35 protein-coding genes are annotated in these 26,643 nt (G+C 63.7%); 31 read left to right on the top strand and 4 right to left on the bottom strand.

Annotation, left to right across the window (positions count from 1 at the left end; translation table 11 throughout):
- Positions 1 to 2 precede the first annotated feature (2 nt).
- From rplP to dsbD, 23 genes are all read left to right on the top strand, one after another.
- On the top strand, positions 3 to 419 hold the full coding sequence (gene rplP, locus AC1DN0_RS11610) for a 50S ribosomal protein L16 (RefSeq protein ID WP_006160465.1): 417 nt from the start codon (positions 3 to 5) through the stop codon (positions 417 to 419).
- A gap of 11 nt (positions 420 to 430) precedes the next feature.
- Entirely contained in the window at positions 431 to 625 is a 195-nt protein-coding gene (gene rpmC / locus AC1DN0_RS11605; protein WP_020203850.1) for a 50S ribosomal protein L29, read from the top strand.
- Positions 622 to 900 carry a 30S ribosomal protein S17 gene (gene rpsQ, locus AC1DN0_RS11600; protein WP_006160462.1) on the top strand — a complete coding sequence of 93 codons (279 nt, stop codon included), beginning with the start codon at positions 622 to 624 and terminating at the stop codon, positions 898 to 900. Before rpmC ends, rpsQ begins: the two co-directional genes overlap by 4 nt.
- Positions 901 to 1,176: 276 nt before the next feature.
- Positions 1,177 to 1,545 (top strand): 50S ribosomal protein L14, encoded by a 369-nt coding sequence (rplN, locus tag AC1DN0_RS11595; protein WP_017225233.1) that lies wholly within the window; start codon positions 1,177 to 1,179, stop codon positions 1,543 to 1,545.
- Positions 1,546 to 1,554: 9 nt separating this feature from the next.
- Positions 1,555 to 1,863, top strand: a complete 309-nt coding sequence (gene rplX, locus AC1DN0_RS11590; RefSeq protein WP_035870755.1) for a 50S ribosomal protein L24 — start codon at positions 1,555 to 1,557, stop codon at positions 1,861 to 1,863.
- Between the two features lie 25 nt (positions 1,864 to 1,888).
- Positions 1,889 to 2,431: a 50S ribosomal protein L5 gene (gene rplE, locus AC1DN0_RS11585; RefSeq protein WP_006160458.1), complete on the top strand. Its 543-nt coding sequence runs from the start codon at positions 1,889 to 1,891 to the stop codon at positions 2,429 to 2,431.
- Between the two features lie 9 nt (positions 2,432 to 2,440).
- On the top strand, positions 2,441 to 2,746 hold the full coding sequence (gene rpsN, locus AC1DN0_RS11580) for a 30S ribosomal protein S14 (RefSeq protein WP_006160456.1): 306 nt from the start codon (positions 2,441 to 2,443) through the stop codon (positions 2,744 to 2,746).
- A 27-nt stretch (positions 2,747 to 2,773) separates the two neighbouring features.
- Entirely contained in the window at positions 2,774 to 3,169 is a 396-nt protein-coding gene (rpsH, locus tag AC1DN0_RS11575; RefSeq protein ID WP_006160454.1) for a 30S ribosomal protein S8, read from the top strand.
- Positions 3,170 to 3,179: 10 nt separating this feature from the next.
- Positions 3,180 to 3,713 (top strand): 50S ribosomal protein L6, encoded by a 534-nt coding sequence (gene rplF / locus AC1DN0_RS11570; RefSeq protein WP_477145726.1) that lies wholly within the window; start codon positions 3,180 to 3,182, stop codon positions 3,711 to 3,713.
- 11 nt (positions 3,714 to 3,724) lie between these two features.
- On the top strand, positions 3,725 to 4,081 hold the full coding sequence (gene rplR / locus AC1DN0_RS11565) for a 50S ribosomal protein L18 (RefSeq protein WP_441632731.1): 357 nt from the start codon (positions 3,725 to 3,727) through the stop codon (positions 4,079 to 4,081).
- 21 nt (positions 4,082 to 4,102) lie between these two features.
- The gene (rpsE, locus tag AC1DN0_RS11560) at positions 4,103 to 4,621 is read left to right on the top strand and encodes a 30S ribosomal protein S5 (RefSeq protein ID WP_006160449.1); all 519 of its coding nucleotides are present in this window, start codon (positions 4,103 to 4,105) and stop codon (positions 4,619 to 4,621) included.
- Positions 4,622 to 4,634: 13 nt separating this feature from the next.
- Entirely contained in the window at positions 4,635 to 4,817 is a 183-nt protein-coding gene (rpmD, locus tag AC1DN0_RS11555; protein ID WP_006160440.1) for a 50S ribosomal protein L30, read from the top strand.
- 22 nt (positions 4,818 to 4,839) lie between these two features.
- Positions 4,840 to 5,274: a 50S ribosomal protein L15 gene (gene rplO / locus AC1DN0_RS11550; RefSeq protein ID WP_006160439.1), complete on the top strand. Its 435-nt coding sequence runs from the start codon at positions 4,840 to 4,842 to the stop codon at positions 5,272 to 5,274.
- 48 nt (positions 5,275 to 5,322) lie between these two features.
- Positions 5,323 to 6,666, top strand: a complete 1,344-nt coding sequence (secY, locus tag AC1DN0_RS11545; RefSeq protein WP_006160437.1) for a preprotein translocase subunit SecY — start codon at positions 5,323 to 5,325, stop codon at positions 6,664 to 6,666.
- A 23-nt stretch (positions 6,667 to 6,689) separates the two neighbouring features.
- Positions 6,690 to 6,908: a translation initiation factor IF-1 gene (infA, locus tag AC1DN0_RS11540; protein ID WP_006160436.1), complete on the top strand. Its 219-nt coding sequence runs from the start codon at positions 6,690 to 6,692 to the stop codon at positions 6,906 to 6,908.
- 31 nt (positions 6,909 to 6,939) lie between these two features.
- Positions 6,940 to 7,056 (top strand): 50S ribosomal protein L36, encoded by a 117-nt coding sequence (gene rpmJ, locus AC1DN0_RS11535; RefSeq protein WP_006160433.1) that lies wholly within the window; start codon positions 6,940 to 6,942, stop codon positions 7,054 to 7,056.
- A 19-nt stretch (positions 7,057 to 7,075) separates the two neighbouring features.
- Positions 7,076 to 7,441, top strand: a complete 366-nt coding sequence (rpsM, locus tag AC1DN0_RS11530) for a 30S ribosomal protein S13 (protein WP_006160431.1) — start codon at positions 7,076 to 7,078, stop codon at positions 7,439 to 7,441.
- Between the two features lie 24 nt (positions 7,442 to 7,465).
- Entirely contained in the window at positions 7,466 to 7,867 is a 402-nt protein-coding gene (gene rpsK / locus AC1DN0_RS11525; RefSeq protein ID WP_006160430.1) for a 30S ribosomal protein S11, read from the top strand.
- A gap of 298 nt (positions 7,868 to 8,165) precedes the next feature.
- A complete protein-coding gene (rpsD, locus tag AC1DN0_RS11520; protein WP_035870746.1) occupies positions 8,166 to 8,789 on the top strand; it encodes a 30S ribosomal protein S4 in 624 nt (207 codons plus the stop codon).
- A 182-nt stretch (positions 8,790 to 8,971) separates the two neighbouring features.
- Positions 8,972 to 9,952, top strand: a complete 981-nt coding sequence (locus tag AC1DN0_RS11515) for a DNA-directed RNA polymerase subunit alpha (RefSeq protein ID WP_006160428.1) — start codon at positions 8,972 to 8,974, stop codon at positions 9,950 to 9,952.
- Between the two features lie 161 nt (positions 9,953 to 10,113).
- Positions 10,114 to 10,509, top strand: a complete 396-nt coding sequence (gene rplQ, locus AC1DN0_RS11510; RefSeq protein WP_006160427.1) for a 50S ribosomal protein L17 — start codon at positions 10,114 to 10,116, stop codon at positions 10,507 to 10,509.
- A 126-nt stretch (positions 10,510 to 10,635) separates the two neighbouring features.
- Positions 10,636 to 10,980 carry a divalent-cation tolerance protein CutA gene (cutA, locus tag AC1DN0_RS11505; protein ID WP_441632726.1) on the top strand — a complete coding sequence of 115 codons (345 nt, stop codon included), beginning with the start codon at positions 10,636 to 10,638 and terminating at the stop codon, positions 10,978 to 10,980.
- A 125-nt stretch (positions 10,981 to 11,105) separates the two neighbouring features.
- The gene (gene dsbD / locus AC1DN0_RS11500; protein ID WP_441632756.1) at positions 11,106 to 13,052 is read left to right on the top strand and encodes a protein-disulfide reductase DsbD; all 1,947 of its coding nucleotides are present in this window, start codon (positions 11,106 to 11,108) and stop codon (positions 13,050 to 13,052) included.
- A gap of 25 nt (positions 13,053 to 13,077) precedes the next feature.
- On the opposite strand, the gene AC1DN0_RS11495 is transcribed toward dsbD, so the two are convergent.
- From AC1DN0_RS11495 to yihA, 3 genes are all read right to left on the bottom strand, one after another.
- Positions 13,078 to 14,400, bottom strand: a complete 1,323-nt coding sequence (locus AC1DN0_RS11495) for a magnesium transporter CorA family protein (RefSeq protein WP_441632724.1) — start codon at positions 14,398 to 14,400, stop codon at positions 13,078 to 13,080.
- Between the two features lie 10 nt (positions 14,401 to 14,410).
- Positions 14,411 to 15,403, bottom strand: a complete 993-nt coding sequence (gene hemB, locus AC1DN0_RS11490) for a porphobilinogen synthase (RefSeq protein ID WP_035870740.1) — start codon at positions 15,401 to 15,403, stop codon at positions 14,411 to 14,413.
- A gap of 331 nt (positions 15,404 to 15,734) precedes the next feature.
- A complete protein-coding gene (gene yihA / locus AC1DN0_RS11485) occupies positions 15,735 to 16,481 on the bottom strand; it encodes a ribosome biogenesis GTP-binding protein YihA/YsxC (RefSeq protein WP_477102479.1) in 747 nt (248 codons plus the stop codon).
- A 566-nt stretch (positions 16,482 to 17,047) separates the two neighbouring features.
- Between yihA and AC1DN0_RS11480 the strand changes: the two genes are divergently transcribed.
- From AC1DN0_RS11480 to msrQ, 8 genes are all read left to right on the top strand, one after another.
- Positions 17,048 to 17,707, top strand: a complete 660-nt coding sequence (locus tag AC1DN0_RS11480; protein ID WP_035870737.1) for a c-type cytochrome — start codon at positions 17,048 to 17,050, stop codon at positions 17,705 to 17,707.
- 157 nt (positions 17,708 to 17,864) lie between these two features.
- A complete protein-coding gene (locus AC1DN0_RS11475; protein ID WP_441632719.1) occupies positions 17,865 to 20,069 on the top strand; it encodes a cytochrome c biogenesis protein ResB in 2,205 nt (734 codons plus the stop codon).
- Positions 20,070 to 20,131: 62 nt separating this feature from the next.
- Positions 20,132 to 21,307: a c-type cytochrome biogenesis protein CcsB gene (gene ccsB / locus AC1DN0_RS11470; protein ID WP_477102481.1), complete on the top strand. Its 1,176-nt coding sequence runs from the start codon at positions 20,132 to 20,134 to the stop codon at positions 21,305 to 21,307.
- A 151-nt stretch (positions 21,308 to 21,458) separates the two neighbouring features.
- On the top strand, positions 21,459 to 21,902 hold the full coding sequence (locus tag AC1DN0_RS11465; protein WP_035870803.1) for a COG4315 family predicted lipoprotein: 444 nt from the start codon (positions 21,459 to 21,461) through the stop codon (positions 21,900 to 21,902).
- A gap of 24 nt (positions 21,903 to 21,926) precedes the next feature.
- Positions 21,927 to 22,472 carry an RNA polymerase sigma factor gene (locus tag AC1DN0_RS11460; RefSeq protein ID WP_441632717.1) on the top strand — a complete coding sequence of 182 codons (546 nt, stop codon included), beginning with the start codon at positions 21,927 to 21,929 and terminating at the stop codon, positions 22,470 to 22,472.
- Positions 22,469 to 23,293, top strand: a complete 825-nt coding sequence (locus AC1DN0_RS11455) for an anti-sigma factor family protein (RefSeq protein WP_441632715.1) — start codon at positions 22,469 to 22,471, stop codon at positions 23,291 to 23,293. The genes AC1DN0_RS11460 and AC1DN0_RS11455 overlap by 4 nt, the downstream gene beginning before the upstream one ends.
- 206 nt (positions 23,294 to 23,499) lie before the next feature.
- Positions 23,500 to 24,501 (top strand): protein-methionine-sulfoxide reductase catalytic subunit MsrP, encoded by a 1,002-nt coding sequence (gene msrP, locus AC1DN0_RS11450; protein ID WP_441632713.1) that lies wholly within the window; start codon positions 23,500 to 23,502, stop codon positions 24,499 to 24,501.
- Positions 24,501 to 25,211 (top strand): protein-methionine-sulfoxide reductase heme-binding subunit MsrQ, encoded by a 711-nt coding sequence (gene msrQ / locus AC1DN0_RS11445; protein WP_441632711.1) that lies wholly within the window; start codon positions 24,501 to 24,503, stop codon positions 25,209 to 25,211. Before msrP ends, msrQ begins: the two co-directional genes overlap by 1 nt.
- Before the next feature lie 162 nt (positions 25,212 to 25,373).
- Here the strand turns inward: msrQ and lysA are convergent, their stop codons facing one another.
- On the bottom strand, positions 25,374 to 26,642 hold the full coding sequence (gene lysA / locus AC1DN0_RS11440; protein WP_441632709.1) for a diaminopimelate decarboxylase: 1,269 nt from the start codon (positions 26,640 to 26,642) through the stop codon (positions 25,374 to 25,376).
- Position 26,643 lies beyond the last annotated feature (1 nt).

Genomic DNA, 26,643 nt, shown 5'->3' with positions numbered 1-26,643 from the left:
CGATGCTGCAACCTAAGCGCAGAAAATACCGCAAGGAGCAGAAAGGCCGCAACACGGGTAAGGCTACCCGTGGCAACGCCGTGTCTTTCGGCGAATTCGGCCTGAAGGCGATGGGCCGTGGTCGTCTGACGGCTCGTCAGATCGAGTCGGCACGTCGTGCGATGACCCGTCACATCAAGCGTGGCGGCCGCATCTGGATCCGGATTTTCCCGGACAAGCCGATCTCGAAGAAGCCCGCCGAAGTCCGTATGGGTAACGGTAAGGGTAATCCGGAATACTACGTGGCAGAAATCCAGCCGGGCAAGATGCTGTACGAAATGGATGGCGTGACGGAAGAGCTGGCTCGTGAGGCGTTCCGCCTCGCGGCCGCCAAGCTGCCGATCGCCACCAATTTCGTGGTGCGCCAGGTCGGGACGTAAGGAGAGCAGGGATGAAAGCATCCGAACTTCGYGGCAAAGATGCCGCCGGGCTGAACCAGGAGCTCTCCGAGCTGCTGAAGGCCCAATTTAGCCTGCGCATGCAAAAGGCCACCCAACAGCTGCAGAACACCAGCCAGCTGAAGAAGGTGCGCAAGGACATCGCGCGGGTGCAAACCGTGCTGAACGAAAAGGCGACCACGAAATGACTGAAACTGCACAAACGGAATCGTCGCTTCGCCGTACTTTGGTCGGCCGGGTAGTTAGCGACAAGATGGACAAGACCGTCACGGTCCTGATCGAAAACCGCGTCAAGCATCCTCTGTACGGCAAGTACGTGCTGCGTTCCAAGAAGTACCACGCACACGACGAAGCCAACCAGTACAAGGAAGGCGACAAGGTCGAGATCCAGGAAACGCGTCCGCTGTCGCGGACCAAGTCCTGGGTGGTTTCCCGTCTGGTCGAAGCTGCGCGCGTCATCTAAAAAACCACACGGTTTTAGGTTGGCTTGCGAGTCCAGGGTTATGTGCTATAATCCTGGACTTCCGCTTTGTTGCATTCGCCTTAGTTGTATCACCCCGGCGAGTCGATGAAGCGAACCTGGCCGAGCGGCTCCTGATTAACCATGTTCAGGCCGCCTGGTAACTACCGACTTCAAAGTTGATCAACCCAAACGGTTGCTGGCGCAAAGCCAGGGGCTGACGGGACCAAGACTGACCGGCGGGCGTTGCCCGGTGGATTAAGTTGGGAAGATAACACCATGATTCAGACAGAAAGCCGGCTCGAAGTAGCCGATAACACTGGTGCGCGCGAAGTGCTGTGCATCAAAGTGCTGGGTGGGTCCAAGCGCCGCTATGCGAGCGTGGGCGACATCATCAAGGTGACCGTCAAGGACGCAGCGCCGCGCGGTCGCGTGAAGAAGGGCGATATTTACAACGCCGTCGTCGTGCGTACCGCCAAGGGCGTGCGTCGCGCTGATGGGTCGCTCGTCAAGTTCGACAGCAATGCCGCTGTCTTGCTGAACACCAAGCTCGAGCCGATCGGCACCCGTATTTTCGGGCCGGTGACTCGTGAACTCCGTACCGAGCGCTTCATGAAGATCGTGTCGCTCGCGCCGGAAGTGCTGTAAGGAGCCGCCATGAACAAGATTCGTAAAGGCGACGAAGTCATCGTCCTGACCGGCAAAGACAAGGGCAAGCGCGGCACCGTGCAAGCCATGCTCGGCGACAAGGTCGTGGTGGAAGGCGTCAACGTTGCCAAGAAGCACGCACGTCCGAACCCGATGCTGGGCACCACTGGTGGCGTCATCGACAAAGTCATGCCGTTGCATATTTCTAACGTTGCGCTCGTGGATGCCAATGGCAAGCCGTCGCGCGTCGGTATCAAGGTGGAAGACGGCAAGCGCGTGCGCGTGCTGAAGACCACCGGTGCCGTCGTGGCAGCTTGATTCTGGGCACGAAGAGGAGTTGAGCATGACAGCACGTCTGCAAGAGTTTTACAAAGAACAGGTTGTTCCGAAGCTGATCGAGCAGTTCGGCTTCAAGTCGGTCATGGAAGTGCCGCGCATCACCAAGATCACCCTGAACATGGGCCTTGGCGAAGCCATCAATGACAAGAAGGTCATTGAGCTGGCCGTGGGCGACCTGACCAAGATCGCCGGTCAAAAGCCGGTGGTGACCAAGGCCAAGAAGGCAATCGCCGGCTTCAAGATCCGCCAGGGCTATCCCATCGGCGCGATGGTGACGCTGCGCGGCGAACGCATGTTCGAATTCCTCGATCGTCTCGTGACCGTGGCTCTGCCCCGCGTGCGTGACTTCCGTGGCGTGTCGGGCCGCTCGTTCGATGGTCGTGGTAACTACAACATCGGTGTGAAAGAGCAGATCATTTTCCCCGAAATCGAGTACGACAAGATCGACGCATTGCGTGGTCTGAACATCAGCATCACGACGACGGCGAAGAATGACGAGGAAGCCAAGGCGCTCCTCGCAGCATTCAAGTTCCCGTTCCGTAATTAAGGGGTAACCGTGGCTAAATTGGCTCTGATTGAACGTGAGAAGAAGCGCGCTAGGCTCGTGGCAAAGTATGCCGACAAGCGTGCAACCCTCAAGGCCATTATCGACGACCAGGAAAAGTCGGAAGAAGAGCGTTATAGCGCGCGTCTCGAGCTGCAACAGCTCCCGCGCAACGCTAACCCGACTCGCCAGCGTAACCGCTGCGCGATCACCGGTCGTCCCCGCGGTACCTTCCGCAAGTTTGGCCTGGCGCGTAATAAGATCCGTGAAATCGCCTTCCGTGGCGAAATCCCGGGTCTGACGAAAGCCAGCTGGTAATTACGCACAGGCTACAGGAGAAACAGTATGAGCATGAGCGATCCTATCGCCGATATGCTGACGCGCATCCGCAACGCCCAAGGCGTGCAGAAAGTGTCGGTTGTCATGCCGTCGTCGAAGCTGAAAGTGGCAATCGCCAAGGTCCTTAAGGACGAAGGCTACATCGACGACTACGCCGTGAAAGAAGAAGGCGGCAAGGCACAACTGAGCATCGGTCTGAAGTACTACGCCGGCCGTCCGGTCATCGAGCGCATTGAACGCGTCTCGAAGCCTGGTCTGCGCGTGTACAAGGGCCGCAGCGACATCCCCCAAGTGATGAACGGCCTCGGCGTCGCAATCATCTCGACCCCCCAGGGTCTGATGACCGACCGCAAGGCACGTGCCACTGGCGTGGGCGGCGAAGTTCTTTGCTACGTCGCGTAAGGAGTAGACCATGTCCCGTGTAGGTAAGGCTCCCATCGCGCTGCCCAAAGGCGCGGAAGTCAATGTGGCGGCTGGCGTGCTCTCCGTTAAGGGCCCGCTCGGCACGCTGACGCAGCCGATTCACAGCCTGGTCAAGGTCAATGTCGAAAACGACACGCTGACCTTCGCTCCGGTCGATGAATCGCGCGAAGCAAACGCACTGCAGGGCACCATGCGCGCCCTGGTGGCCAATATGGTCAAGGGTGTAACCGCCGGTTTCGAGCGCAAGCTTAACCTGGTCGGCGTGGGCTATCGTGCCCAGCTGCAAGGTACTGCGCTGAAGCTCCAGCTTGGTTTCTCGCACGACGTGATCCATGCGATGCCGGAAGGCGTGACGGCGACARCGCCCACGCAGACCGAGATCATCATCAAGGGTGCGGACAAGCAGAAAGTCGGTCAGGTGGCTGCGGAAGTCCGCGCGTACCGTCCGCCTGAGCCCTATAAGGGCAAGGGCGTTCGCTACTCGGACGAGCGCGTCATCCTGAAGGAAACCAAGAAGAAGTAAGGGGTGCAATCATGAACAAGAAAGACGCTCGTTTGCGCCGTGCACGTCAGACCCGCGCCAAAATCGCGGAGTTGAAGATCAACCGTCTGACCGTGTTCCGTACGAATTCGCATATTTACGCCCAGGTCTACTCGCCGTGCGGCACGCAAGTGCTGGCATCGGCTTCGACCGTCGAGGCAGAAGTGCGCAAGGAACTGACTGGCAGCGGTGCTACCGCCGCCGCCGCGACCCTGATTGGCAAGCGCATCGCCGAAAAGGCGAAGGCAGCTGGCGTGGAAACCGTTGCGTTCGATCGCGGCGGCTTCCGCTTCCATGGTCGCGTGAAGGCACTGGCTGACGCAGCACGCGAAGCCGGCCTTAAGTTCTAAGCGCACATAGAGAGATACGTCATGGCAAAAATGCAAGCAAAAGTCCAGCAGGACGAACGCGACGACGGCCTCCGCGAGAAGATGATCTCGGTCAACCGCGTCACCAAGGTGGTGAAGGGTGGCCGGATTCTCGGTTTCGCTGCGCTGACCGTGGTTGGTGACGGCGATGGCCGCATCGGCATGGGCAAGGGCAAGGCTAAGGAAGTGCCGGTTGCAGTTCAGAAGGCAATGGACGAAGCCCGTCGCAAGATGGTCAAGGTCTCGCTGAAGAACGGCACGCTGCAACACGAAGTCGTTGGCAAGCACGGCGCCGCCAAGGTGCTGATGATGCCCGCCAAGGAAGGTACCGGCGTGATCGCTGGTGGCCCGATGCGCGCGATTTTCGAAGTGATGGGCGTGACCAACGTCGTGACCAAGTCGCACGGCTCGACCAATCCGTACAACATGGTTCGCGCCACGCTGGACGGTCTTCAAAAGATGAGCACGCCGGGCGAGATCGCCGCAAAGCGTGGCAAGTCTGTTGAAGACATCCTCGGTTAAGGAGTCGGACGAAATGTCGCAACAAACCGTAAAAGTGCAACTCGTGCGCAGCCTGATCGGCACGCGCGAGGATCATCGCGCCACCGTCCGTGGCCTGGGCCTGCGCCGTATCAATTCGGTGTCGGAACTGCAGGACACGCCTGCCGTGCGCGGCATGATCAACAAGGTCTCGTACCTGGTCAAGGTTCTGGCCTGAGTCCCGGGACACGGAGAGCAAGATGCAACTCAACAACCTCAAACCGGCTGACGGTTCGAAGCACGCCAAGCGTCGCGTCGGCCGCGGTATCGGCTCCGGCCTGGGCAAGACTGCCGGCCGTGGTCACAAGGGTCAGAAGTCGCGTTCGGGCGGCTTCCACAAGGTCGGCTTCGAAGGCGGTCAAATGCCGCTGTATCGTCGCCTGCCGAAGCGTGGCTTCACGTCGCTGACGAAGGCCTTCAACGCCGAAGTGACCCTGCGTGATATCGAGCGCCTGGAAGCCACCGAGGTGGACCTGCTGGTTCTGAAGCAAGCTGGCCTGGTGGCTGAGCTGGCCAAGAGCGCCAAGGTCATCAAGGCTGGTGAGCTGACCCGCAAGGTTACGATCAAGGGTCTGGGCGCCACCGCTGGTGCCAAGGCTGCGATCGAAGCCGCCGGCGGTCAGATCGCGGCGTAATTTAGCAGCAGATTTCGCAGCATAGGCGAGTCACAGTCGGAGCATCGTTTGGCCACGGCGAAACCCAATGCAAGCACGCAAGCCAAGAACACGGCGAAGTACGGCGACCTAAAGCGCCGGCTGATGTTCCTGGTGCTGGCCTTGATCGTGTACCGCATCGGAGCGCATATTCCGGTGCCGGGAATCGATCCTGAACAGCTTGCGAAGCTTTTCCAGAGTCAGTCGGGTGGCATCCTCGGGATGTTCAACCTGTTCTCGGGCGGTGCGCTGTCGCGCTTTACCGTCTTCGCGCTCGGCATCATGCCGTACATCTCGGCGTCGATCATCATGCAATTGCTGACGATCGTGCTGCCGCAGCTGGAATCGCTGAAGAAGGAAGGGCAGGCGGGTCAACGCAAGATCACGCAGTACACGCGCTACGGCACGGTGGTCCTGGCCACCTTCCAGGCGCTGTCGATCGCAGTCGCGCTGGAATCTCAGCCGGGGCTGGTGATCGATCCGGGCCTGATGTTCCGGGCTACGGCGGTGATCACGCTGGTGACCGGTACGATGTTCCTGATGTGGCTGGGTGAGCAGATCACCGAGCGTGGTCTGGGCAACGGTATCTCGATCATCATCTTCGGCGGTATCGCGGCGGGCTTGCCCAACGCGATCGGCGGGCTCTTCGAGCTGGTTCGCACCGGTTCCATGAGCATCATTGCATCGATCCTGATCGTTGCAATCATCGCCGGGGTGACCTTCGCCGTGGTGTTTGTCGAGCGTGGCCAGCGCAAGATCCTGGTGAACTATGCCAAGCGTCAGGTCGGCAACAAGGTGTATGGCGGCCAGTCGTCGCACCTGCCGCTGAAGCTGAACATGGCAGGGGTGATTCCGCCGATCTTCGCATCGTCGATCATCCTGTTCCCGGCGACCATCGCGGGCTGGTTCACGTCTGACTCGACGAGCGCTGCCGGCCGGTTCATCAAGGACCTGGCTGCGACGCTTTCGCCGGGACAGCCGGTCTACATCCTGCTGTACGCTGCTGCAATTATATTTTTCTGCTTCTTCTATACGGCTCTTGTGTACAACAGCCGGGAAGTCGCAGACAACCTGAAGAAAAGCGGTGCCTTCATTCCGGGCATTCGTCCGGGCGAGCAGACGACGCGCTACATCGACAAGATTCTTGTCCGTCTGACGCTGGCTGGTGCGATCTACATCACACTGGTCTGCCTGTTGCCGGAATTCCTGGTACTGCGCTGGAACGTTCCGTTCTATTTTGGCGGAACCTCGTTGCTGATCATCGTGGTCGTCACGATGGACTTCATGGCCCAGGTTCAGTCCTATGTCATGTCGCAGCAATATGAGTCCCTGCTGAAGAAAGCGAATTTCAAGGGTAATCTGACCTTGCGCTGAAGCCGGGTCGGTACAGGCTAGGTATGGCAAAAGACGACGTCATCCAGATGCAGGGGGAGGTCCTGGAAAACCTCCCTAACGCGACGTTCCGCGTCAAACTGGAAAATGGCCATGTAGTGTTGGGCCATATCTCCGGCAAGATGCGAATGAACTACATCCGGATTCTTCCGGGTGATCGGGTGACGGTTGAACTGACTCCATATGATCTGTCACGCGCGCGCATCGTCTTTCGGACGAAGTGAAGCGAACAGGAATTGAAGGAAGAGGAAAATCATGAAAGTGCTGGCTTCTGTTAAGCGCATTTGCCGCAACTGCAAAGTTATCAAGCGCAACGGTGTCGTGCGCGTGATCTGCTCGTCGGATCCCCGCCACAAGCAACGCCAAGGCTAATCGTAAAGAGGATTGACGAATGGCACGTATCGCAGGGGTTAACATCCCGAACCACAAGCATACCGAGATCGGCCTGACGGCTATTTACGGTATCGGCCGCTCGCGCGCCCGCAAGATTTGCGTGGCCACCGGCGTTCCCTTTGACAAGAAGGTCAAGGACCTGACCGACGGCGACCTGGAAAAGCTTCGTGACGAAGTAGCCAAGGCCACGGTTGAGGGTGACCTGCGTCGTGAAACCACGATGAACATCAAGCGTCTCATGGACCTTGGTTGCTATCGTGGCGTCCGTCACCGCAGGGGTCTCCCGATGCGCGGTCAGCGCACCCGCACCAACGCCCGTACCCGCAAGGGTCCSCGTAAGGCCGGCGTGGCTCTGAAGAAGTAAAGCCGAAGGCAGAGGAAGAAACTAATGGCAAAAGGTCCGAATAACGCCGCCCAGCGCGCGCGTAAGAAGGTCAAGAAGAACGTTGCCGACGGCATTGCGCACGTCCACGCTTCGTTCAACAACACCATCATCACGATCACCGACCGTCAGGGCAATGCTCTGGCGTGGGCAACCTCGGGTGGCCAGGGCTTCAAGGGTTCGCGTAAGTCGACTCCCTTCGCAGCTCAGGTCGCCGCCGAGAATGCCGGCCGCGTGGCGCAAGACCAGGGTATCAAGAACCTGGACGTGCGCATCAAGGGCCCCGGCCCTGGCCGTGAATCGGCTGTGCGCGCCCTGAACGCGCTCGGCATCAAGATCTCGATCATCGAAGACGTGACGCCGGTGCCGCACAACGGCTGCCGTCCGCCGAAGCGCCGTCGGATCTAAGTGCCGATGTGATACCCAGGCTGCAATCGGGGTCTTCCCCGTGTGCAGCCCGGTGTGGTAGCATTGCACGTTGACCTGCTGCATCTGTTTGCAGCAGGTTTTCGTTTTGCGTTTGCGCGATCGACGTCGTTGTCGGTCGCCTGGCGCAGTAGTTAGTCATGCTTTTGCGCGTGCCCGAATGGGAGCGCGCTGGATAAGCCCACCGTCTGCCACTCATGCGCCCAATCAACCGGGGCGGAGAAGGCGGACTCGCGGCGCGTCGAACAAGGCGCCGCGATCGATCAGGAAGGAAGATAAAGTGGCACGTTATATCGGCCCGAAGGCCAAACTATCCCGCCGTGAAGGTACTGACCTGTTCCTGAAGAGCGCACGCCGCTCGCTTGCAGACAAGTGCAAGCTGGACAGCAAGCCGGGTCAGCACGGCCGCACCTCGGGTGCACGCACCTCCGACTATGGCAACCAACTGCGTGAAAAGCAGAAGGTCAAGCGTATCTATGGCGTACTCGAGCGCCAGTTCCGCCGCTACTTCGCTGAAGCCGACCGCCGCAAGGGCAACACCGGTGAAAAGCTGCTGCAACTGCTGGAATCGCGCCTGGACAACGTCGTGTACCGCATGGGCTTCGGCTCGACCCGCGCTGAAGCGCGCCAGCTGGTGTCGCACAAGGCGATCCTGCTGAACGGTCAAGCCCTGAACGTGCCGTCGGCGCAAGTCAAGGCTGGTGACGTCATCAGCATCCGCGAGCAGTCGAAGAAGCAAGTCCGTATCGCCGAAGCGCTGTCGCTGGCTGAGCAATCGGGTTTCCCGGCATGGGTTGCCGTGGACGCGAAGAAGTTCGAAGGCACATTCAAGCAAGTGCCGGATCGCGCCGATATCTCGGGTGACATCAACGAAAGCCTGATCGTCGAATTGTATTCGCGTTAATCACACGAATTCTGACCGACACCATCGAACGGCCAGGGGCTTGCGTTTCCCGCCAAGCTTCACTTTCAGCCCGACGCGCTGCCGCGCGTCGGGCTTATTGCCCATCGTGCGATGGGATTTTCAGGTTCCATACGTCAGCCTTATCGGTGTAACGAGCCGAGGGTATTGAAAAGGACAACCTAATGCAAACAGCACTACTCAAGCCTAAAATTATTGCCGTGGAGCCGCTCGGCGACCATCACGCCAAGGTCGTGATGGAGCCGTTCGAGCGTGGCTATGGCCATACGCTCGGTAACGCCCTGCGTCGCGTGCTGCTGTCGTCGATGGTCGGTTATGCCCCGACCGAAGTCACGATCGCTGGGGTGGTCCACGAGTACTCCACCATCGATGGCGTTCAGGAAGACGTAGTCAACCTGCTGCTCAATCTGAAGGGTGTGGTCTTCAAGCTGCACAACCGCGACGAAGTCACGGTGTCGCTGCGCAAGGAAGGCGAAGGCGTTGTGACCGCGGCCGATATCGAGCTGCCGCACGACGTCGAGATCATCAACCCCGGCCACGTGATCGCTCACCTGTCGGCCGGCGGCAAGCTGGACATGCAGATCAAGGTCGAACAAGGCCGTGGTTATGTCCCCGGCAACGTGCGCAAGTTTGGCGACGAAGCGGGCAAGGTCATCGGCCGCATCGTGCTGGACGCTTCGTTCTCGCCGGTGCGCCGCGTTTCGTACGCAGTCGAATCGGCTCGTGTGGAACAGCGTACCGATCTCGACAAGCTGGTGATGAACATCGAAACCGACGGCGTGATCTCGCCCGAGGAAGCGATTCGTCAATCGGCGCGCATCCTGGTTGACCAGTTGTCGGTGTTCGCAGCGCTGGAAGGTACCGAGTCGTCGGCGGAAGCCGCTTCGAGCCGTACGCCGCAGATCGATCCGATCCTGCTGCGCCCGGTGGACGACCTGGAGCTGACGGTGCGTTCGGCCAACTGCCTGAAGGCCGAAAACATCTACTACATCGGCGACCTGATCCAGCGTACCGAGAACGAGCTGCTGAAGACCCCGAACCTGGGTCGCAAGTCGCTCAATGAAATCAAGGAAGTGCTGGCTTCGCGTGGCCTGACCCTCGGCATGAAGCTCGAGAACTGGCCGCCCGCAGGGCTGGAGAAGTAATTTGCCTGGCGCGGCGGCGGGCTGGTCCCGTTGCCGTGCCGGTAATCCCGGCGACCGGCATGTGCCGGCCGCTCCAATAGACTACCGGCCCGCGCCGAACCGGGGAGCATCCCGGCCGAGCGATAGAAGAGCTGGTCAAACATTGCAATAAAGGAATCATCATGCGTCACCGTCATGGTTTGCGGAAACTGAACCGCACCTCGTCGCACCGTCTCGCGATGCTGCGCAACATGTCCAACTCGCTGTTCCAGCACGAGCTGATCAAGACCACCCTGCCCAAGGCCAAGGAACTGCGCAAGGTTGTCGAGCCCCTCATCACGCTGGCCAAGAAGGACACCGTTGCCAACCGCCGCCTGGCTTTCGCCCGTCTGCGCGACCGCGACATGGTTACCAAGCTGTTCAACGAACTGGGCCCGCGTTACAACGCCCGCCCGGGTGGTTACACCCGTATCCTGAAGTTCGGTTTCCGTCAGGGCGACAACGCACCGATGGCGCTGGTCGAACTGGTGGATCGTCCGGAAATCACCGAAGCGCCGGCTGAAGAAGCAGGCGAATAAGGTCGATATCGTCCCGGCCGCTTGCGACCACTGGTCGCGGCGAGCCGCGCGGACACCGCTTACAATCGAGCCAGGCTGCATGCCTGGCTCGATTGCTTTCCGGGCCAGGTTTTTGAGGAAAGCACGATGAGCGAGACGCTATTGGTAATGACGGTGTTGCCCGATGCCGAATCCGCCGCACGTATGACCCGCGCAGTGCTGGAATCCAGGCTGGCAGCTTGTGTGAACCGGCTGGCGCCATGTCAGTCCGAGTACTGGTGGCGCGGCGAGATCGAAACCACGCGGGAATGGCCGCTGCTGATCAAGACTACGCAGGATCGCTATACGGCGCTTGAAGCCGCGATTCGCCTGGCGCACCCCTATGAGGTGCCGGAGATCGTGGCATTGCCGGTTGCGGCCGGCTTTGCGCCTTACCTTGCGTGGGTGGCGCAGGAGACGCGGACGCCAGACGCTGACGATGACAGCGCGTAAGCACGCGCAAGGATGTCCGTCCTTCGGCGGCTAGCGGGCGATGCGGCCGAAACCGGCGCCGCGCGGCGTTCGAGGTACGGATACGACGAATGACAATTCAAGGATGGGGCATGGGTTTCGGAGTGATGTCGGGCGCTTTGGACTGCGGGTCGGCAGCGGGGTCGGTGCGGCATAGTGCCGCAGCGCGGCTCCTGATCTTGCTGCTCGCAGCATTGTGGCTGTGCCTCGGCGGCGCCGCGCATGCCGCCGACGATGACTTCCTGCCGCCGGACCAAGCCTTCCGTTTCGCGGCGCGGCAGGTCGACGCGCAGACCGTCGAAGTGCGCTTCGATGTAGCCGATGGCTACTACCTCTACCGCGAGCGCTTTGCCTTCGCCGCGCAGCCGACCTCCGTCAAGCTTGGCGCTCCGGTATTCCCGCCGGGCAAGGTCAAGTTCGACGAGACTTTCGGCAAGGAGATGGAAACCTACCATGGTGGCGTGACTATCCGCGTACCGGTKGCGTCCGCGCCGGCGGACGGCAAATGGTCACTGGTGGTGACTTCCCAGGGCTGTGCCGACAAGGGCCTGTGCTATCCCCCGATGGAGAGCGTTTTCAAGGTCGGCGGCGGTGTGCTCGACGGGCTGTTCGGCAAGCGGGCGCCGGCGGATTCCAGCAGCATTGGCAGCGGCCCGGGCACCGAAAGCCGCGACGCGGCCGGGGCGGCGGCATCTGCCGGCCCCTCCCCTGCCCAACTGACTGGGCCTGCCGACGAGAACGACCGCATTGCCGGGGCGCTGGCCAGCCGCAACCTCGGCGTGATCGCCGCGCTGTTCTTCGGCCTCGGTTTGCTCCTGACCTTTACGCCGTGCGTGCTGCCCATGGTGCCGATCCTGTCGTCAATCGTGGTGGGTGAGCATGTCACGCGCGGCCGCGCTTTGCTGGTGTCGCTGTCGTATGTGCTAGGCATGGCGGTGGTTTACACCGCTGTTGGCGTGGCGGCCGGCCTGCTTGGCGAGGGCTTGTCCGCCGCGCTGCAGTCGCCGTGGGTGCTGACGGCTTTCGCGCTGCTGATGGTGGCCTTGTCCCTTTCCATGTTCGGCCTCTATGAACTGCAGCTGCCGCAACACTGGCAAACGCGGCTGACCGCTTCGTCCAACCGCCGCCAGGGCGGGCAACTCGCCGGCGCCGCGGCCATGGGCGCGATCTCGGCGCTGATCGTCGGGCCGTGCGTGACGGCACCGCTGGCCGGCGCGCTGGCCTACATCGCACGCACCGGCGATGCCGTAACCGGTGGCGGCGCGCTGTTCGCGATGGCGCTCGGCATGGGCGTGCCGCTGGTGCTGGTGGGCGTGGGCGCGGGCAACCTGCTGCCGCGTGCCGGACGGTGGATGGAAATGACCAAGCGCTTCTTCGGCTTCCTGCTGCTGGGCGTGGCGCTGTGGATGGTCAGCCCGGTGCTGCCGGCATGGGCGCTGATGGCAGGCTGGGCCGCGCTGCTGCTGGTGGGCGCGGTTTTCCTGAGCGCCTTCGAGTCACTTGGCCCCGAGGCGCATGGCCTGGCCAGGGTGGGCAAGGGCCTGGGCCTGCTTGCCGCGCTGGCGGGAGCCATCTTGCTGGTGGGGCTCGCGTCCGGTGGCCGGGATCCCTTGCAACCGCTGGCGCATCTTGGTGCAGGTCGCACCGCGCCAGACGCGGCGGCCAGCGACTCGACCACAGTGCGCTTTGAGCGGGTCCGCTCGGTAGCCGAACTCGACGCTCGCGTGGCGCAGGCCGCCGCAGCGGGCAAGCCCGTGCTGCTCGACTTCTATGCGGACTGGTGTGTGAGCTGCAAGGAGATGGAGCGCTTCACGTTCAGCGACGAGCGCGTGCGGGCCCGGCTTGCCGGGGTGGTGATGCTGCAGGCGGACGTCACCCGGAACAACGCCGACGATCGGGCACTGCTCAAGCGCTTCGGCCTGTTCGGCCCGCCGGGCATCATCCTGTTCGGTCCTGACGGGCGCGAGCGGCCGGTTCGTGCAATCGGCTACCAACCCGCCGCCCGTTTCCTTGACACGCTCGCGCGCGCCCTGGACGCCAAAGCTAGCACCTGACCCCCCGGGCTTGCGCAGGCGTCGGCTAGCTTTTCTCCAGCCGGCGTCCCAGCCCCCACACTGCCGCCAGCACTGCCACCACCGCGCCCATCAGCCCGAGCGACCACCAGAAGCCCTGCGGCTCGCGCAGCCACGGCATGCGCTCGAAGTTCATGCCGAAGATGCCGGTGATCAGCGTGAGTGGCATGAACAGTGCAGTGATCAGCGTCAGGGTACGCATGGTGCGGTTGGTGCGATGCGCCACCGATGAAAAATGAATCTGCACCGCGGACTCGATCGAGTCCTCCAGCCGGCGCGCGTGCGCGAGCACGCGCGAGATGTGTTCCATCACGTCGTTGATGCGCACCAGCAAGGCATCGTCGCGGCCTGCCGCGTTTGCGGTTCCTTCGCTCTGCACGCTGTAACTGTTGTCGAGCAGGCTGTCGCGGAATTCCTGCAGCGCATCGTGCTGTTCCTCGCACAGGTGCTCCAGGCGCCGCAGTTCAATGCGGGCATCGAGCAAGCCTTCCCAGCTGGAGAAGCTGCGCCGGGCGTTTAGCAGCGCGCGCTGCCAACGGTCCAGCTGGCGCGTCAGGGGCGCGCGCAGGTCCAGGTAGCGGTCGACCATCGCGTTGAGCAGGCGCAGCATCAGGTCTTCCGGGCGCGTCGGCGGGCGGATGCCATGTACCAGCGCGGCGGCGTGCCCGTTGGGGCGGGTCTTCGAGGCGGACTGCGGCCGTGGCGCCTGGCATAGCTCAAGCAGGCGCTGGCGCACCTGGTCGAGTGTGCGAGACTGCGCGGGCCGGACCGTCAGCAGCACATTGTCGAAGACAAAGAAAGTGACCGGCTGGGTATCGATTTTGGCCAGTGCAGGCAGAAAGCCTGGCGGGTAGCGGCGCGGTTTGGCCAGAGCCTGCGTTCTTGAAGCGGGCGGCTGGCTGGTTGTCGCGGTAGCTGAAACCGTAGTGGAAGCCGTGGAGGCTCCCGGGATTGGCGGCAATTCTGGTGCGGTGGCTGGCGCGGTTGCTGTCGTTCCGGACGCCGCCGCCGTTTCGCCGCCGGCCTCGGCAATCAGCCGGCTCGTTTCAAAGGTGAGCTTGCGGAAGATCACCATGTCGTAGGCATGCGTCGTATCGAAATACGAAGGATGCGACGGGTTGGTGGCATCGATCAGGTGCAGATCCAGCACCGGGGCGCCGGTCAGGGCCTGGACGCTGTCGCGCCAGGCCGTCGGCGCGGCGCTGACTTCCTCGATCGGCGTATCGACCCAGACGAAGCGGGCCGCCGCGTTGCCCGCGAGAAAGTCGCGCGCCTCGTCGAGCGAGGCGAGCGGATGGACCTGGCTGGCGGAAAAACCTAACAGCTGCATCCGGGCCGGTTCAGCGCGTGAGCAGGCGAGCAGCGTCGCGCGCGAAGTAGGTCAGGATGCCGTCGGCGCCGGCGCGGCGGAAGGCCAGCAGCGACTCCATCATGACCTTGTCGTGATCCAGCCAGCCATTCTGGGCTGCGGCCTTGAGCATCGCGTACTCGCCGCTGACCTGGTAGGCGTAGGTGGGAAAACGGAACTCATCCTTCACGCGCCGCACGATGTCCAGGTAAGGCATGCCGGGCTTGACCATCACCATGTCGGCACCCTCCATGATGTCTTGCGCCACTTCGCGCAAGGCCTCGTCGGTATTGGCCGGGTCCATCTGGTAAGTCATCTTGTTGCCCTTGCCCAGGTTGGCCGCTGAGCCGACCGCATCCCGGAACGGGCCATAGAAGGCCGATGCGTACTTGGCCGAGTAGGCCATGATGCGCGTATGGATATGGCCGCCGTCCTCCAGCGCGGCGCGCACCGCGCCGATGCGCCCGTCCATCATGTCCGACGGTGCCACGATATCCACGCCGGCCGCGGCCTGAGTCAGCGCCTGCTTGACCAGGATCTCCACAGTGACGTCGTTGATCACATAGCCGTCGGCGTCCAGCACGCCGTCCTGGCCGTGGCTGGTGTAGGGGTCCAGCGCCACGTCGGTCAGCACGCCGAGCTCGGGGAAGCGGTCTTTCAGTGCGCGCACGGCACGCGGGATCAGGCCGTCGGCATTGGTGGCCTCGATACCGTCGGGCGTCTTCAGGGCCGGATCGATGACCGGGAACAGCGCGATGACCGGGATGCCCAGCTTGACGCAATCCTCCGCCACCGGCAGCAGCAGGTCGACCGAGAGCCGCTCCACGCCGGGCATGGACGCCACGCTTTCACGCTGGTTGTGGCCGTCGACGATAAATACCGGGTAGATCAGGTTGTCCGGCGACAGGCGGTGTTCGCGCATCAGCCTGCGCGAGAAATCATCGCGGCGCATGCGGCGCGGACGGTACTCGGGGAAAGTGGACATGGCTTGAGGGAGAATGTCTGAGGGAGTGCGGAATTTTGCCGGGCTGCTGGCGCGCGATGTGGCTGGCGAGTGATCCAGCAGGCCGCTCCGAAAGAAAAACTAAACTTTTGATCGTGCCCGCTATCATACTCGCGGACACTCTGCGTTGCGCTTGCGTGATGCAGCGTCCCCCGCTACTCCTCCCTGAGCGGGTACCCACCCTCAACCGGTGGGAAAGTTCGCCCCCGTTGCTTGCAACGGGGTTTTTTTTGCCTGTTCGATTCGTGGGGATGCGCGGGTTCGCTATCGCGCCGCACCCGCAGGGGCGGGTACGCAAAGCGGGGCTGGAAGGTCAGTTCGCGGCCGCGTCGGGCGGTGTGTCTTGCACAACCGCCGGCTGGTCGGGCTTTGCTTTTTCCTGCGGCGCGGCGGCGGACTCGCTGCCCGGCACCACGGCCGGCTGTGCTTCCGGCAGCGCCAGCCAGCCTGCCACCACGCGCTGGGCTTCCTCGATGCCGCGGCGCTTCAGGCTGGAGAACAATTGCGCGGTCAGGGCCACGGGCGTGTCGAGTTGTTCGGCGTAACCGGCCAGGATCTTGCGGGTTTCGCGCAGGGCCAGGGCGTTTTCGCTGTTGGTCAGTTTGTCGGCCTTGGTCAGCAACACGTGAATGGGCCGGCCCGTGGGCAGGAACCATTCAACCATCTGGCAATCCAGGTCGGTGAAGGGCCGGCGCGCGTCCATCATCAGCACCAGGCCAGCCAGCTGCGAACGGGTCTGTACGTAGTCGCTCAGCAGCGTCTGCCAATGGTACTTGGCCGATCCTGACACCTGCGCATAGCCATAGCCGGGCAGGTCGACSAGRAAKGCCAGYGGRTCCGGCGCCTTGACCGGTGCGACCCCGAAGAAATTGATGTGCTGGGTACGGCCCGGCGTGCGCGACGAGAAGGCTAGCCGCTTCTGGTTGCACAGGATGTTGATGGCGGTGGATTTGCCGGCGTTGGAGCGCCCGGCGAAGGCCACTTCCGGCACCGCCGTGGCAGGCAGGTCGCGCAGGTGGTTGACGGTAACGAAGAAGCGGGCCTGGTGTAGGAGGGACATGCGCGTGGGCGATGGGGCGGGTGGGGGCGGGGCGCCGCCTTGCATTTGGCGGGTCCGCCGGCGTCACCACGCCGATGTGAGTGAGGTGGGCGGCACATGCTGCCGCCTGGATGGCCGGGGCTGGCGTCTGGCCGCGTCGCGGCGCGCACATCCTCTATCCGGCACACGATTTATTGTACAATAACGCGGTTAACGGCCTCCCGATTAGGTGACGCGCGGCATCCTTGGCCTTGCGTTTATCTGAGCAGGAAGCTCTGCGTGTCCGTTCCATCGTGGTAGCAAGCCTGTCGGTCTGGTCTGTTGCAGCGCCTGCATGGCGCAGCGGCAAGGGGGCCAGCCGGGGGGCTGGGTCTGCTACGGGGATATTCGCACGGTCTGCCGCTCTCGTTCGCATGGGGGCGGTGCCATTCGGCTCTCGCCTGGGCGTTTTTGGCTTCAGCGGGGCTGGCGGTCCGTCGTGGTGAATTTCCGATGTCAAAGTACCAGCCCATGCGCGTCCTCACCGCGGGCAAGGTGCTGAACGGCGTGCCCCATGGATTTCAAAACAATTCAGACAAGGTGTGCGAATGAACCGCATTGCGAAACTTCTGGCTGTCGTGGCGCTGGCTCTGCCGGCCACTGCCATGACCGGTCTGGCATCTGCCGCAGAGCAGGCCGCCGCAAAGGCTGATCCGGCCAAGGGCGAAACCCTCTACACGCAAGGTGCCCCCGATCGCAATGTCCCGGCTTGCCTGAGTTGCCACGGCGCCAACGGCAACAGTGGCGGCGCCGCCAATCCGAAGCTGGCCGCCCAGCATCCGGAGTACGTGCACAAGCAGCTCGACGACTTCAAGGCCAAGACCCGCAGCAACGCCATCATGTCGCCCTACGCGGCAGCCTTGTCCGAGCAGGAAATGAAGGACGTCGGCGCCTACCTGGCCAAGCAGAGCCTGAAGCCTGCCACCGCCAAGAGCAAGGACACCATCGAAGCCGGCCAGAAGATCTACCGTGGTGGCATCGCCGCCAAGGGTGTGCCCGCTTGCGCGGCCTGCCACGGCCCCACCGCCGCCGGCATCCCGGCCCAGTACCCGCGCATCGGCGGACAATGGTCCGAATACACCGAGGCGCAACTGGTCGCGTTCCGCCAGGGCACCCGCAAGAACAATCCCGTGATGACCACCATTGCCGCCAAGATGTCGGATGCCGAGATCAAGGCCGTGGCCGACTACGTCGCAGGGATTCGCTAAGTCGTTCAGCGCCGGGTAGCCGGAGCGCCCACGCGGGCCTCGCCGTTGCGAGGTGGACCGCAGGGGTGCAACCAGGCAGCACGGCAACAATCGAAGAGGGTGGCCTGCGCAAGCATGTCCACCCTTTTTCATTTCAAGGCCGAGGGCCCCACTGCACATGTCGACCGCTTCCACGTCAGGACTGCACCTGAAGACTTCTCACCGCTTGCTGCGCGACGCGGTGGAACTGCTGTCCTCGATGCGTTTCGCCATCGCGTTGCTGACGGTCATCGCGATCGCCAGCGTGATCGGCACGGTCCTCAAGCAGAACGAGCCCTATCCCAACTACGTCAACCAGTTCGGCCCATTCTGGGCTGACCTGTTCCACACGCTGTCGCTGCAGAAGGTTTACGGCTCCTGGTGGTTCCTGCTGATCCTGGCCTTCCTGGTGGTCTCCACCTCACTGTGCCTGACGCGCAACGCGCCCAAGATGATCAAGGATATGCGTTCGTGGAAGGACCACGTGCGCGAGCGCAGCCTGCGCGCCTTCCATCACCGCGCCGAGTTCGATGCAGGCCGCCCGCGCGCCGATGCGGTGACGCGGCTCACTGCGCTGCTGGCCAATCGCGGTTATCGCATCAAGACCGTGCCCCATGACGGCGCCACCTTGCTGGCGGCCAAGGCGGGCGCGGCCAACAAGCTGGGCTACATCCTGGCGCACACCGCCATCGTGGTGATCTGCATCGGTGGCCTGCTCGACGGCGACATGCTGATCCGTGCCCAGATGTGGTTTGGCGGCAAGAGTCCGATTACCGGCAACGCCGTGATCAGCGACATTCCGCCGCAGCACCGCTTGTCGGTCAACAATCCCGGTTTTCGCGGCAATGCCTTCGTGCCCGAAGGCGCGACCGTCTCCACTGCCATCCTGAATATCTCGGACGGTGCGCTGGTGCAGGATCTGCCGTTCAATATCACGCTGAAGAAATTTACCGTCGAGCATTACTCGACCGGCATGCCCAAGCTGTTCGCCTCCGATGTGGTCATCACCGACCGCACCACTGGCCGCAAGACCGAAGCCACTGTCAAGGTCAACGAACCGCTGGTGGTGGACGGCATTGCCATCTACCAGTCGAGTTTCGAGGACGGCGGCTCCAAGCTGAAGTTCGTCGGCTACCCGATGCAGGGCGGCAATGACAAGACCTTCGCCTTCGCCGGTACGGTGGGCGCCAACTCGCCGCTGACCGGCACGGGCAGCGCCGCCGACGCCGAGGGACTGACGGTCGAGTTCAGCGATTTCCGCCTGATGAATATCGAGAACGTCACCGACGCGTCGGGCAAGCCCGATGCCCGCGGCGTGGCGCGCAAATCGCTCAACGAGAAGCTGGAATCCCACCTGGGCTCGGCGGTCAATCCTGATCGCGCGAAGGAACTGCGCAACGTGGGTCCGTCGGTGCAGTACAAGCTGCGCGACCGCAACGGGCAGGCGCGCGAGTTCAACAACTACATGGTGCCCGTGCAGCTCGATGGGCAGTCGGTCTTCCTTGCCGGCATGCGCGATTCGCCCAGCGAGCCGTTCCGTTACCTGCGCATCCCGGCCGACGAGCAGAACAGCGTAGCCGACTGGATGCGCCTGCGCGCCGCGCTGCAGGACCGCGCGCTGCGGGTCGAAGCGGCACGCCGCTTTGCCCTGGCCTCGATGCCGGGCGAGGATCGCGAGGTGTTGCGCGGCCAGCTTGCCGAGAGCGCCCTGCGCGCGCTTGATCTCTTCGCTGGCGCCGCACGAAGCAATCCGCAAGCGCCGCCTGGCGGCTTCACGGCAATCGCCGCCTTCCTGGAAAAGTCCGTGCCGCCGGCCGAGCAGCAGAAGGCCGCCGACGTGCTGCTGAAGATCCTCAACGGCTCGATGTGGGAACTCTGGCAACTGGCACGCGCGCAGGACAAGCTGCCGGTGGTGCCGAATAGTGCTCAGAGCGGCGCTTTCTTGCAGCAGGCCATCAATGCGCTATCCGACAGTTTCTTCTACACCGCGCCGGTCTTCCTGCAGCTCGACGACTTCACCGAGGTGAAGGCCAGCGTGTTCCAGATGACCCGTGCACCAGGGAAGAACATCGTGTATCTTGGCTGTCTGCTGCTGGTGCTGGGCGTGTTCTCGATGTTCTACATCCGCGAGCGCCGCGTCTGGCTGTGGGTCCGGGACCCTGCCGGCGGATCGGCCGGAAGCGAGGGCGGCGGTGCTGCCAGCCATGTGCTGATGGCCATGTCCACGCAGCGGCGTACACTGGATTTCGAGAAGGAATTTGTCGCTCTGCGCGACGATGTAGGCCGGGCCGCCGGTAATCTCGACACGGCCGGCAAGGGCACGCCGGACCCGGCCACGCATTGAACGCGGCCGGCAATTAAGCAGGAACCAATATGTCCTCGAATGTGAATCAGGCCAGGCCGCCCATGCAGGCGAGCCCGGCTCCAGCCGGTGGCGCCGGCGGTGCGGAGCAGGCCTACCTGGAGCCGTCGTTCCTTCGCCGGCTGGGCTGGGTCGACTGGGTCTTTGCCTTGCTGCTGGCAGCGGGCGCGGGCTTCGCACTGGCACGCTACGGCGAGTGGATGAATGTCTACGACAAAGGCGTGCTGATTGCAGCGGTGCCCACCTTTGCGTTGCTGGGATGGCACTGGAAGCCGGTGCGGTTGCTGATGGTGCTGCTGGCGGTGCTGTCGCTGTTCGCGATCCAGCTCTACCAGGGCCAGCTGCCGCGCGCCGAGCAGGCCTTCTTCCTCAAGTACTTCCTGTCCAGCCAGTCGGCCATCCTGTGGATGAGCGCGCTGGTGTTCCTGTCCACCCTGTTCTATTGGGGCGGCCTGCTGACGCGCTCGGAGACCGGGCTGCAGATCGGCAGCAAGATGGCGTGGGCGGCAGTGGTGCTGGGCTTCACCGGCATGCTGGTGCGCTGGTACGAGTCCTACCTGATCGGCGCCGACATCGGCCACATTCCTATCTCGAACCTGTACGAAGTGTTTGTACTGTTCACGCTGATCACTTCTTTGTTCTACCTCTACTACGAAGGCCGCTACCAGACGCGCGCGCTTGGGCCGTTCGTGATGCTGGTGGTGTCGGCGGCGGTCGGTTTCCTGCTGTGGTACACGGTCAGCCGCGATGCGAGCGAGATCCAGCCGCTGGTCCCAGCGTTGCAGAGCTGGTGGATGAAGATCCATGTGCCGGCCAATTTCATAGGCTACGGCACTTTCGCCCTGGCCGCGATGGTCTCGGTGGCTTACCTGTGCAAGGAGCGTGGCATCCTGGCCGAGCGCCTGCCCTCGCTCGAAGTGCTCGATGATGTGATGTACAAGGCGATTGCAGTGGGCTTCGCCTTCTTCACCATCGCCACCATCCTGGGCGCGCTTTGGGCGGCGGAAGCGTGGGGCGGCTACTGGAGCTGGGACCCGAAGGAAACCTGGGCGCTGATTGTCTGGCTCAACTATGCGGCCTGGTTGCACATGCGCCTGATGAAGGGTTTGCGCGGCACCATGGCGGCCTGGTGGGCGTTGGTGGGTTTGCTGGTCACGACCTTCGCCTTCCTGGGCGTCAACATGTTCCTCTCGGGCCTGCATAGTTACGGCGAACTCTGATCCGGATGTTGCGCCGCAATAAGAAAAACCTGCCCCGTCGGTCCGACGCGGCAGGTTTTTTTTCGTCCAGATGGAATAAAGCCGTCACATCCGGTGTTTACTGAAGGGACGGTGCCGGCTGGCGGCGCCGCATCGCATGGAGATCGACATCATGGCCCTTTCCCGTCCCTTCGCAGCCGCTTCTCTCGCATCGCTGTCCCGTCCCGCTGTTCTCGCGCTGGCGTCTGCCGCAGTGCTGCTGTCTGCCTGTTCTGGCATGGGCGGCATGGGTGGCAGCAGTGCGGGCAATATGCCGCCCACGGTGAAAGTCGCCGGCGGCGCGCTGACCGATCCCCAGGGCCTGACGCTCTACACCTTTGACCGTGATGCGGGTGGCAAGAGCGCCTGCAACGGTCCCTGCGCCACCAACTGGCCGCCCCTGATGGCGGCGCCCGGCACCAGCCCCACGGGGGACTACAGCGTCATCACTCGTGACGACGGCGCCAAGCAGTGGGCCTATCGCGGCAAGCCGCTCTATCGTTTCGCCAAGGATGCCAAACCGGGTGACCGCATGGGCGATAACTTCAACAACGTCTGGCACGTGGCCGCTCCCTGATCCGGGCGCGGGCAGCCTGACGGCATGGACGGCTTCGACCGCCAGCTGGTCGCGCTGGCGCCGCGCCTGCGGCGCCACGCCCGTGGCCTGACCGGGGATGCGGCATTGGCCGACGACCTGGTGCAGGACACGCTGGAACGCGCGCTGCGCTACCGCTGGCGCTTCCGGCTGCGCGCCGGCGCCTGGTGGGGCGACGGCGCGGATGGCCTGCTGTCCTGGCTRCTGACCATGATGCACCGGCTGCGCATCAATGCGTACCGGCGTGCCGATCTTGTGACCTTCACCGACACGCTTCCCGACGTACCCAGTGCTGCGCCAGAGCCCGCCTTGCGCCTGGACCTGGTACGGGCGCTGGCTCGCTTGCCCGAAGCCCAGCGCGCGGTCATGCTGCTGGTCGGCCTGGAGCAACTCACCTATGCCGAGGCGGCGCAGGTGCTGGAGGTGCCGGTGGGCACGGTGATGTCCCGCCTGGCACGCGCCCGTGAGCAGATGCGCCTGCTGATGGACGGAGCGTCCGAGGCGAACCCGCAGGCCTCCGGCCGGGCGGCCGGACTGCAGCGAGTCAAATGATGTCCCCAGTCAACGAAGCCGATCTCCACGCCTATGCCGATGGCCAGCTGGATCCCGCCCGCCGTGCCGAGGTGGAGGCGTACCTGGCCGCCTATCCCGATGCCGGAGAGAAGGTCGGTAGCTGGCGGCGGCAGGCAAGTGAACTGCATGCTGCGTTCGACGGCGTGCTCAATGAGCCTGTACCGCTGAATGCACTTCCGTCCCGGCTGCGCGACGGCGCCGCTGACCGGGTGCGCGGCAAGGCGGGGTGGGGCATGGCACTGGCGGCCAGCATGGCTTCGCTGGCTCTGGGCGGCGCGATCGGCTGGTTCGCGCATGGGCGCACGGACACCCTGGCGGCGCGCGTCCCCTCGGTGGAGCGCTTCGCGCGCGAAGCGCTGGCCAGTCATGTGGTATACGCACCTGAAGTGCGCCATCCGGTCGAGGTGGCCGCTACCGATGAAGCCCATCTGGTGGCCTGGTTGTCAAAGCGGCTCGGCGCGCCCTTGCGGGTCCCCGATCTGCGCACCCAGGGATTCCACCTGATTGGCGGGCGCCTGGGCGTCGCCGAGGGCGGCCCATCGGCCATCCTGATGTATGAGACCGACGATGGAACCCGATTGTCGCTGCAGTTACGGCACATGGCACGGGATACGCCGGACACCGGCTTCCGGCTCGAGCGGATGGGCACGGGACCGGGAGATCGTCCGGCCGCCGCCGCCGGCACCATGGCTTTCTATTGGGTGGACCGGGATATCGGCTTCGCGCTGGCCGGACCGCTTGAGCGGGCGCCATTGCTGGCGCTGGCGCAGTCAGTCTACCGGCAATACCAAGGCGGCTGAGGCCGCCAGCCATGCTGTGCAGTCCGGCCGGCCCCCTGCCTGACAAAGGCCCCGGGTGCAGGCGTGGCGCCCTGGCAAAAAAAGATGTCAGGATTCGCGTGCGCCATCCGACTCAAGCCGGAGTCCAATCGTGCACGCGGGGCTGCCAAGGGCCAGGCACGAACGGCGGATCGATTTTTACCCATGGCATGCAACGAGGAACAACGATGCTGATTCCCTCTCCCAAGTGGCTGCGCGGCGACGATATTGCCGCCAGCGAGATCACCCCGCGCGGTGTGTTCGAGTCGCGTCGCCGGCTCTTGGCCATGGCGGCCGCGGGGGCTGCCGGGAGCATGCCGGCCCCGTGGTTCGCGCGCGATGCGCTGGCCCAGGCCCCGCGCGGCCAGAAGCTGCCGGCCGCGCCCAACAATGCCTACGTAGTGACGGAAAAGCGCACGCCGTACGAGGACGTCACCACGTACAACAACTACTACGAGTTCGGCACCGACAAGTCGGACCCCGCGCGCAACGCCGGTACGCTGCGCACGCGTCCATGGCAGGTTGCCGTCGAAGGCCTGGTGAAGAAGCCCAAGGTCTACGATATCGACGAGCTGGTGCGCCTGATGCCGATGGAAGAGCGGGTCTACCGGCTGCGCTGCGTAGAAGGCTGGTCGATGGTGATTCCCTGGAGCGGCTATTCCCTGGCCGAACTGATTCGTCGCGTTGAGCCGCAAGCCGGCGCGAAGTACGTGGAATTCGTCACGCTCAACGACAAGAAGCAGATGCCTGGCGTCAGCGCCCGCGTGCTGGAATGGCCTTACACCGAGGGCCTGCGCATGGACGAGGCGATGCATCCGCTGACCTTGCTGGCCTTTGGCCTCTACGGCGAGGTGCTGCCCAACCAGAACGGTGCGCCGGTGCGCGTGGTGGTCCCCTGGAAATATGGTTTCAAAAGTGCCAAGTCCATCGTCAGGATCCGCTTTGTCGACAAGCAGCCCAGCACCAGCTGGAACCTGGCTGCGGCACAGGAGTACGGTTTCTATTCCAATGTCAATCCGGACGTGGATCATCCCCGCTGGAGCCAGGCCACGGAGCGCCGCATCGGCGAAGACAAGGGCGGCGGCTTTGGCGCGTTGTTCGCGCCCAAGCGCAAGACGCTGCCTTTCAACGGCTATGGCCAGCAAGTGGCGTCGCTGTACCAGGGCATGGACCTGAGGAAGTTCTTCTGATGGCCCCACAGGATCTCTCGCCGCCGCGCCCGGGCGCACCGGCCGCCGGCGCACGCCCGGCACGGGCGAGCGGGCAGCCTGGTCTCGCGACGCTCACGCCAGGGCGTGTGCGCACGGTCAAGCTGGCCGTGTGGCTGCTTGCCATGCTGCCGTTCCTGCGCTTGCTGTACCTCGGCTTTACCGATCAGTTCGGCGCCAATCCGCTGGAGTTCGTCACGCGCTCGACCGGTACCTGGACCCTGGTGATGCTGTGCGTCACGCTGGCGGTCACGCCGCTGCGCCGTTTCACCGGCTGGAACTGGCTGATTCGCTTGCGGCGCATGCTCGGGCTGTTCGCCTTCTTCTACGCACTGCAGCATTTCCTGCTGTGGCTTGGCGTGGACCGTGGCTTCGATGTCGCGTACATGGTCAAGGACATCGCCAAGCGGCCGTTCATCACGGTGGGTTTCGCCGCCTTCGTGCTGATGATTCCGCTGGCGGCAACCTCAGCCAATGCCATGGTCAAGCGCCTGGGCGGGAAGCGGTGGCAATGGCTGCACCGTTCCGTGTACGCCGTCGCCGTGCTGGCCATCATGCACTACTGGTGGCACAAGGCCGGCAAGCATGATTTCGGCACGGTCTCGATCTACGCCGCGGTGGTGTTCGGACTGCTGGCGATGCGTGCCTGGTGGTGGTGGCGCAAGCCCGGGGCACAGCAGCCAGGGCGCTGAGGGCGCGTCAGAGATGGAGCGTGATCTCGCGCGCGGCCGGATGGCGTGGCGGCACGGCTTTGGGCAGCCTGCTGCCGTTGGCATAGCGATAGTCGATCCGCGCCGCGCCCGCGCCGCCCGCCCAGGATCAGGACGCTCCCGGGCACGGGGCTGGGCAGGCGCTTAGCCTTGCAGCAGGCGCTCGTCGCGGAACAGGTCTTCCACGCGCTCGCGGCCGCGCACCAGGTGCACGTCGTCGCCGTCGACCATCACTTCGGCCGCGCGCGGGCGGGTGTTGTAGTTGGAGCTCATGACAAAGCCATAGGCGCCGGCCGACATCACCGCGAGCAGGTCGCCCGGCTGCACCGCCAGCGCGCGATCGCGGCCAAGCCAGTCGCCGGATTCGCACACGGGGCCCACCACGTCGTAGGTCAGGGCCGCGGCTTGCGCCGTCTCGCGCAGTTGCACGGGTTCGATGCGGTGATAGGCCTCGTACATGGCGGGGCGGGCCAGGTCGTTCATGGCCGCATCGACGATGCAGAAGTTCTTGGCGGCGCCCGGCTTGAGGAACTCGACCTGGGTCAGCAGCACGCCGGCGTTGCCCACCAGCGAGCGGCCCGGCTCGAACAGCACCTCGCGATGGCCATGGCCGCGCTCGGCCACGCGGTCCAGCAACGTGCGGGCAAAGCCGGTAATGTCAGGCGGCGTTTCATCGTCATAGGTGATGCCAAGACCGCCGCCCACGTCGATGTGCTCGAGCTTGATGCCTTCGCGTTCGAGCGCTTCCACCACGTCCAGCACCTTGTCCAGCGCTTCCAGGTAGGGCGCCACCTCGGTGATCTGCGAGCCGATATGGCAGTCGATACCCGCCACTTCCAGGTGGGGCAGCGCCGCGGCGGCGCGGTAGGTGGGCAGCACGTCCTCGAACGCCACGCCAAACTTGTTGCCCTTCAGCCCGGTGGAGATATATGGATGCGTCTTGGCATCCACATCCGGATTGATGCGCAGCGATACGCGCGCGCGCTTGCCCAGCCGGCCGGCCACGGCATTGAGGCGGTCCAGCTCGGGGATCGACTCGACATTGAACGACAGCACATCGTGCGTCAGCGCCAGTTCCATCTCGGCAGCGGTCTTGCCGACCCCCGAGAACACCACCTTGCGCGGATCTCCGCCCACTGCCAGCACGCGCTGCAGCTCGCCACCGGAGACGATGTCGAAGCCAGCGCCGAGCCTGGCGAAAACCTGCAGCACGGCCAGGTTCGAGTTGGCCTTCATGGCGTATTGCACGCGCGCGCGGCGCCCCTGGCACGCCGCGGCGTAGGCCTGGTAGGCGGCGGTCAGCGCGGCGCGCGAGTAGACATAGGTGGGGGTGCCGTATTCGGCGGCGATGCGCGCGAGCGGCACGTGCTCGACGGCTAGCACGCCGTCGTGGCGATGGAAGAAGGCGTTCATG

The organism is Cupriavidus sp. 05N39, assembly GCF_056397325.1.
This window is presented reverse-complemented; position numbering and strand designations above follow the sequence as displayed.

Bases quoted from the DNA above. Each gene is read 5' to 3' on its own strand.
- rplP (WP_006160465.1), top strand. From the start codon at position 3: ATGCTGCAACCTAAGCGCAGAAAATACCGCAAGGAGCAGAAAGGCCGC.
- rpsQ (WP_006160462.1), top strand. From the start codon at position 622: ATGACTGAAACTGCACAAACGGAATCGTCGCTTCGCCGTACTTTGGTC.
- rplN (WP_017225233.1), top strand. From the start codon at position 1,177: ATGATTCAGACAGAAAGCCGGCTCGAAGTAGCCGATAACACTGGTGCG.
- rplX (WP_035870755.1), top strand. From the start codon at position 1,555: ATGAACAAGATTCGTAAAGGCGACGAAGTCATCGTCCTGACCGGCAAA.
- rplE (WP_006160458.1), top strand. From the start codon at position 1,889: ATGACAGCACGTCTGCAAGAGTTTTACAAAGAACAGGTTGTTCCGAAG.
- rpsH (WP_006160454.1), top strand. From the start codon at position 2,774: ATGAGCATGAGCGATCCTATCGCCGATATGCTGACGCGCATCCGCAAC.
- rplR (WP_441632731.1), top strand. From the start codon at position 3,725: ATGAACAAGAAAGACGCTCGTTTGCGCCGTGCACGTCAGACCCGCGCC.
- rpsE (WP_006160449.1), top strand. From the start codon at position 4,103: ATGGCAAAAATGCAAGCAAAAGTCCAGCAGGACGAACGCGACGACGGC.
- rpmD (WP_006160440.1), top strand. From the start codon at position 4,635: ATGTCGCAACAAACCGTAAAAGTGCAACTCGTGCGCAGCCTGATCGGC.
- rplO (WP_006160439.1), top strand. From the start codon at position 4,840: ATGCAACTCAACAACCTCAAACCGGCTGACGGTTCGAAGCACGCCAAG.
- infA (WP_006160436.1), top strand. From the start codon at position 6,690: ATGGCAAAAGACGACGTCATCCAGATGCAGGGGGAGGTCCTGGAAAAC.
- rpmJ (WP_006160433.1), top strand. From the start codon at position 6,940: ATGAAAGTGCTGGCTTCTGTTAAGCGCATTTGCCGCAACTGCAAAGTT.
- rpsK (WP_006160430.1), top strand. From the start codon at position 7,466: ATGGCAAAAGGTCCGAATAACGCCGCCCAGCGCGCGCGTAAGAAGGTC.
- AC1DN0_RS11515 (WP_006160428.1), top strand. From the start codon at position 8,972: ATGCAAACAGCACTACTCAAGCCTAAAATTATTGCCGTGGAGCCGCTC.
- rplQ (WP_006160427.1), top strand. From the start codon at position 10,114: ATGCGTCACCGTCATGGTTTGCGGAAACTGAACCGCACCTCGTCGCAC.
- cutA (WP_441632726.1), top strand. From the start codon at position 10,636: ATGAGCGAGACGCTATTGGTAATGACGGTGTTGCCCGATGCCGAATCC.
- AC1DN0_RS11495 (WP_441632724.1), bottom strand. From the start codon at position 14,400: ATGCAGCTGTTAGGTTTTTCCGCCAGCCAGGTCCATCCGCTCGCCTCG.
- hemB (WP_035870740.1), bottom strand. From the start codon at position 15,403: ATGTCCACTTTCCCCGAGTACCGTCCGCGCCGCATGCGCCGCGATGAT.
- AC1DN0_RS11480 (WP_035870737.1), top strand. From the start codon at position 17,048: ATGAACCGCATTGCGAAACTTCTGGCTGTCGTGGCGCTGGCTCTGCCG.
- AC1DN0_RS11475 (WP_441632719.1), top strand. From the start codon at position 17,865: ATGTCGACCGCTTCCACGTCAGGACTGCACCTGAAGACTTCTCACCGC.
- ccsB (WP_477102481.1), top strand. From the start codon at position 20,132: ATGCAGGCGAGCCCGGCTCCAGCCGGTGGCGCCGGCGGTGCGGAGCAG.
- AC1DN0_RS11465 (WP_035870803.1), top strand. From the start codon at position 21,459: ATGGCCCTTTCCCGTCCCTTCGCAGCCGCTTCTCTCGCATCGCTGTCC.
- AC1DN0_RS11455 (WP_441632715.1), top strand. From the start codon at position 22,469: ATGATGTCCCCAGTCAACGAAGCCGATCTCCACGCCTATGCCGATGGC.
- msrP (WP_441632713.1), top strand. From the start codon at position 23,500: ATGCTGATTCCCTCTCCCAAGTGGCTGCGCGGCGACGATATTGCCGCC.
- msrQ (WP_441632711.1), top strand. From the start codon at position 24,501: ATGGCCCCACAGGATCTCTCGCCGCCGCGCCCGGGCGCACCGGCCGCC.
- lysA (WP_441632709.1), bottom strand. From the start codon at position 26,642: ATGAACGCCTTCTTCCATCGCCACGACGGCGTGCTAGCCGTCGAGCAC.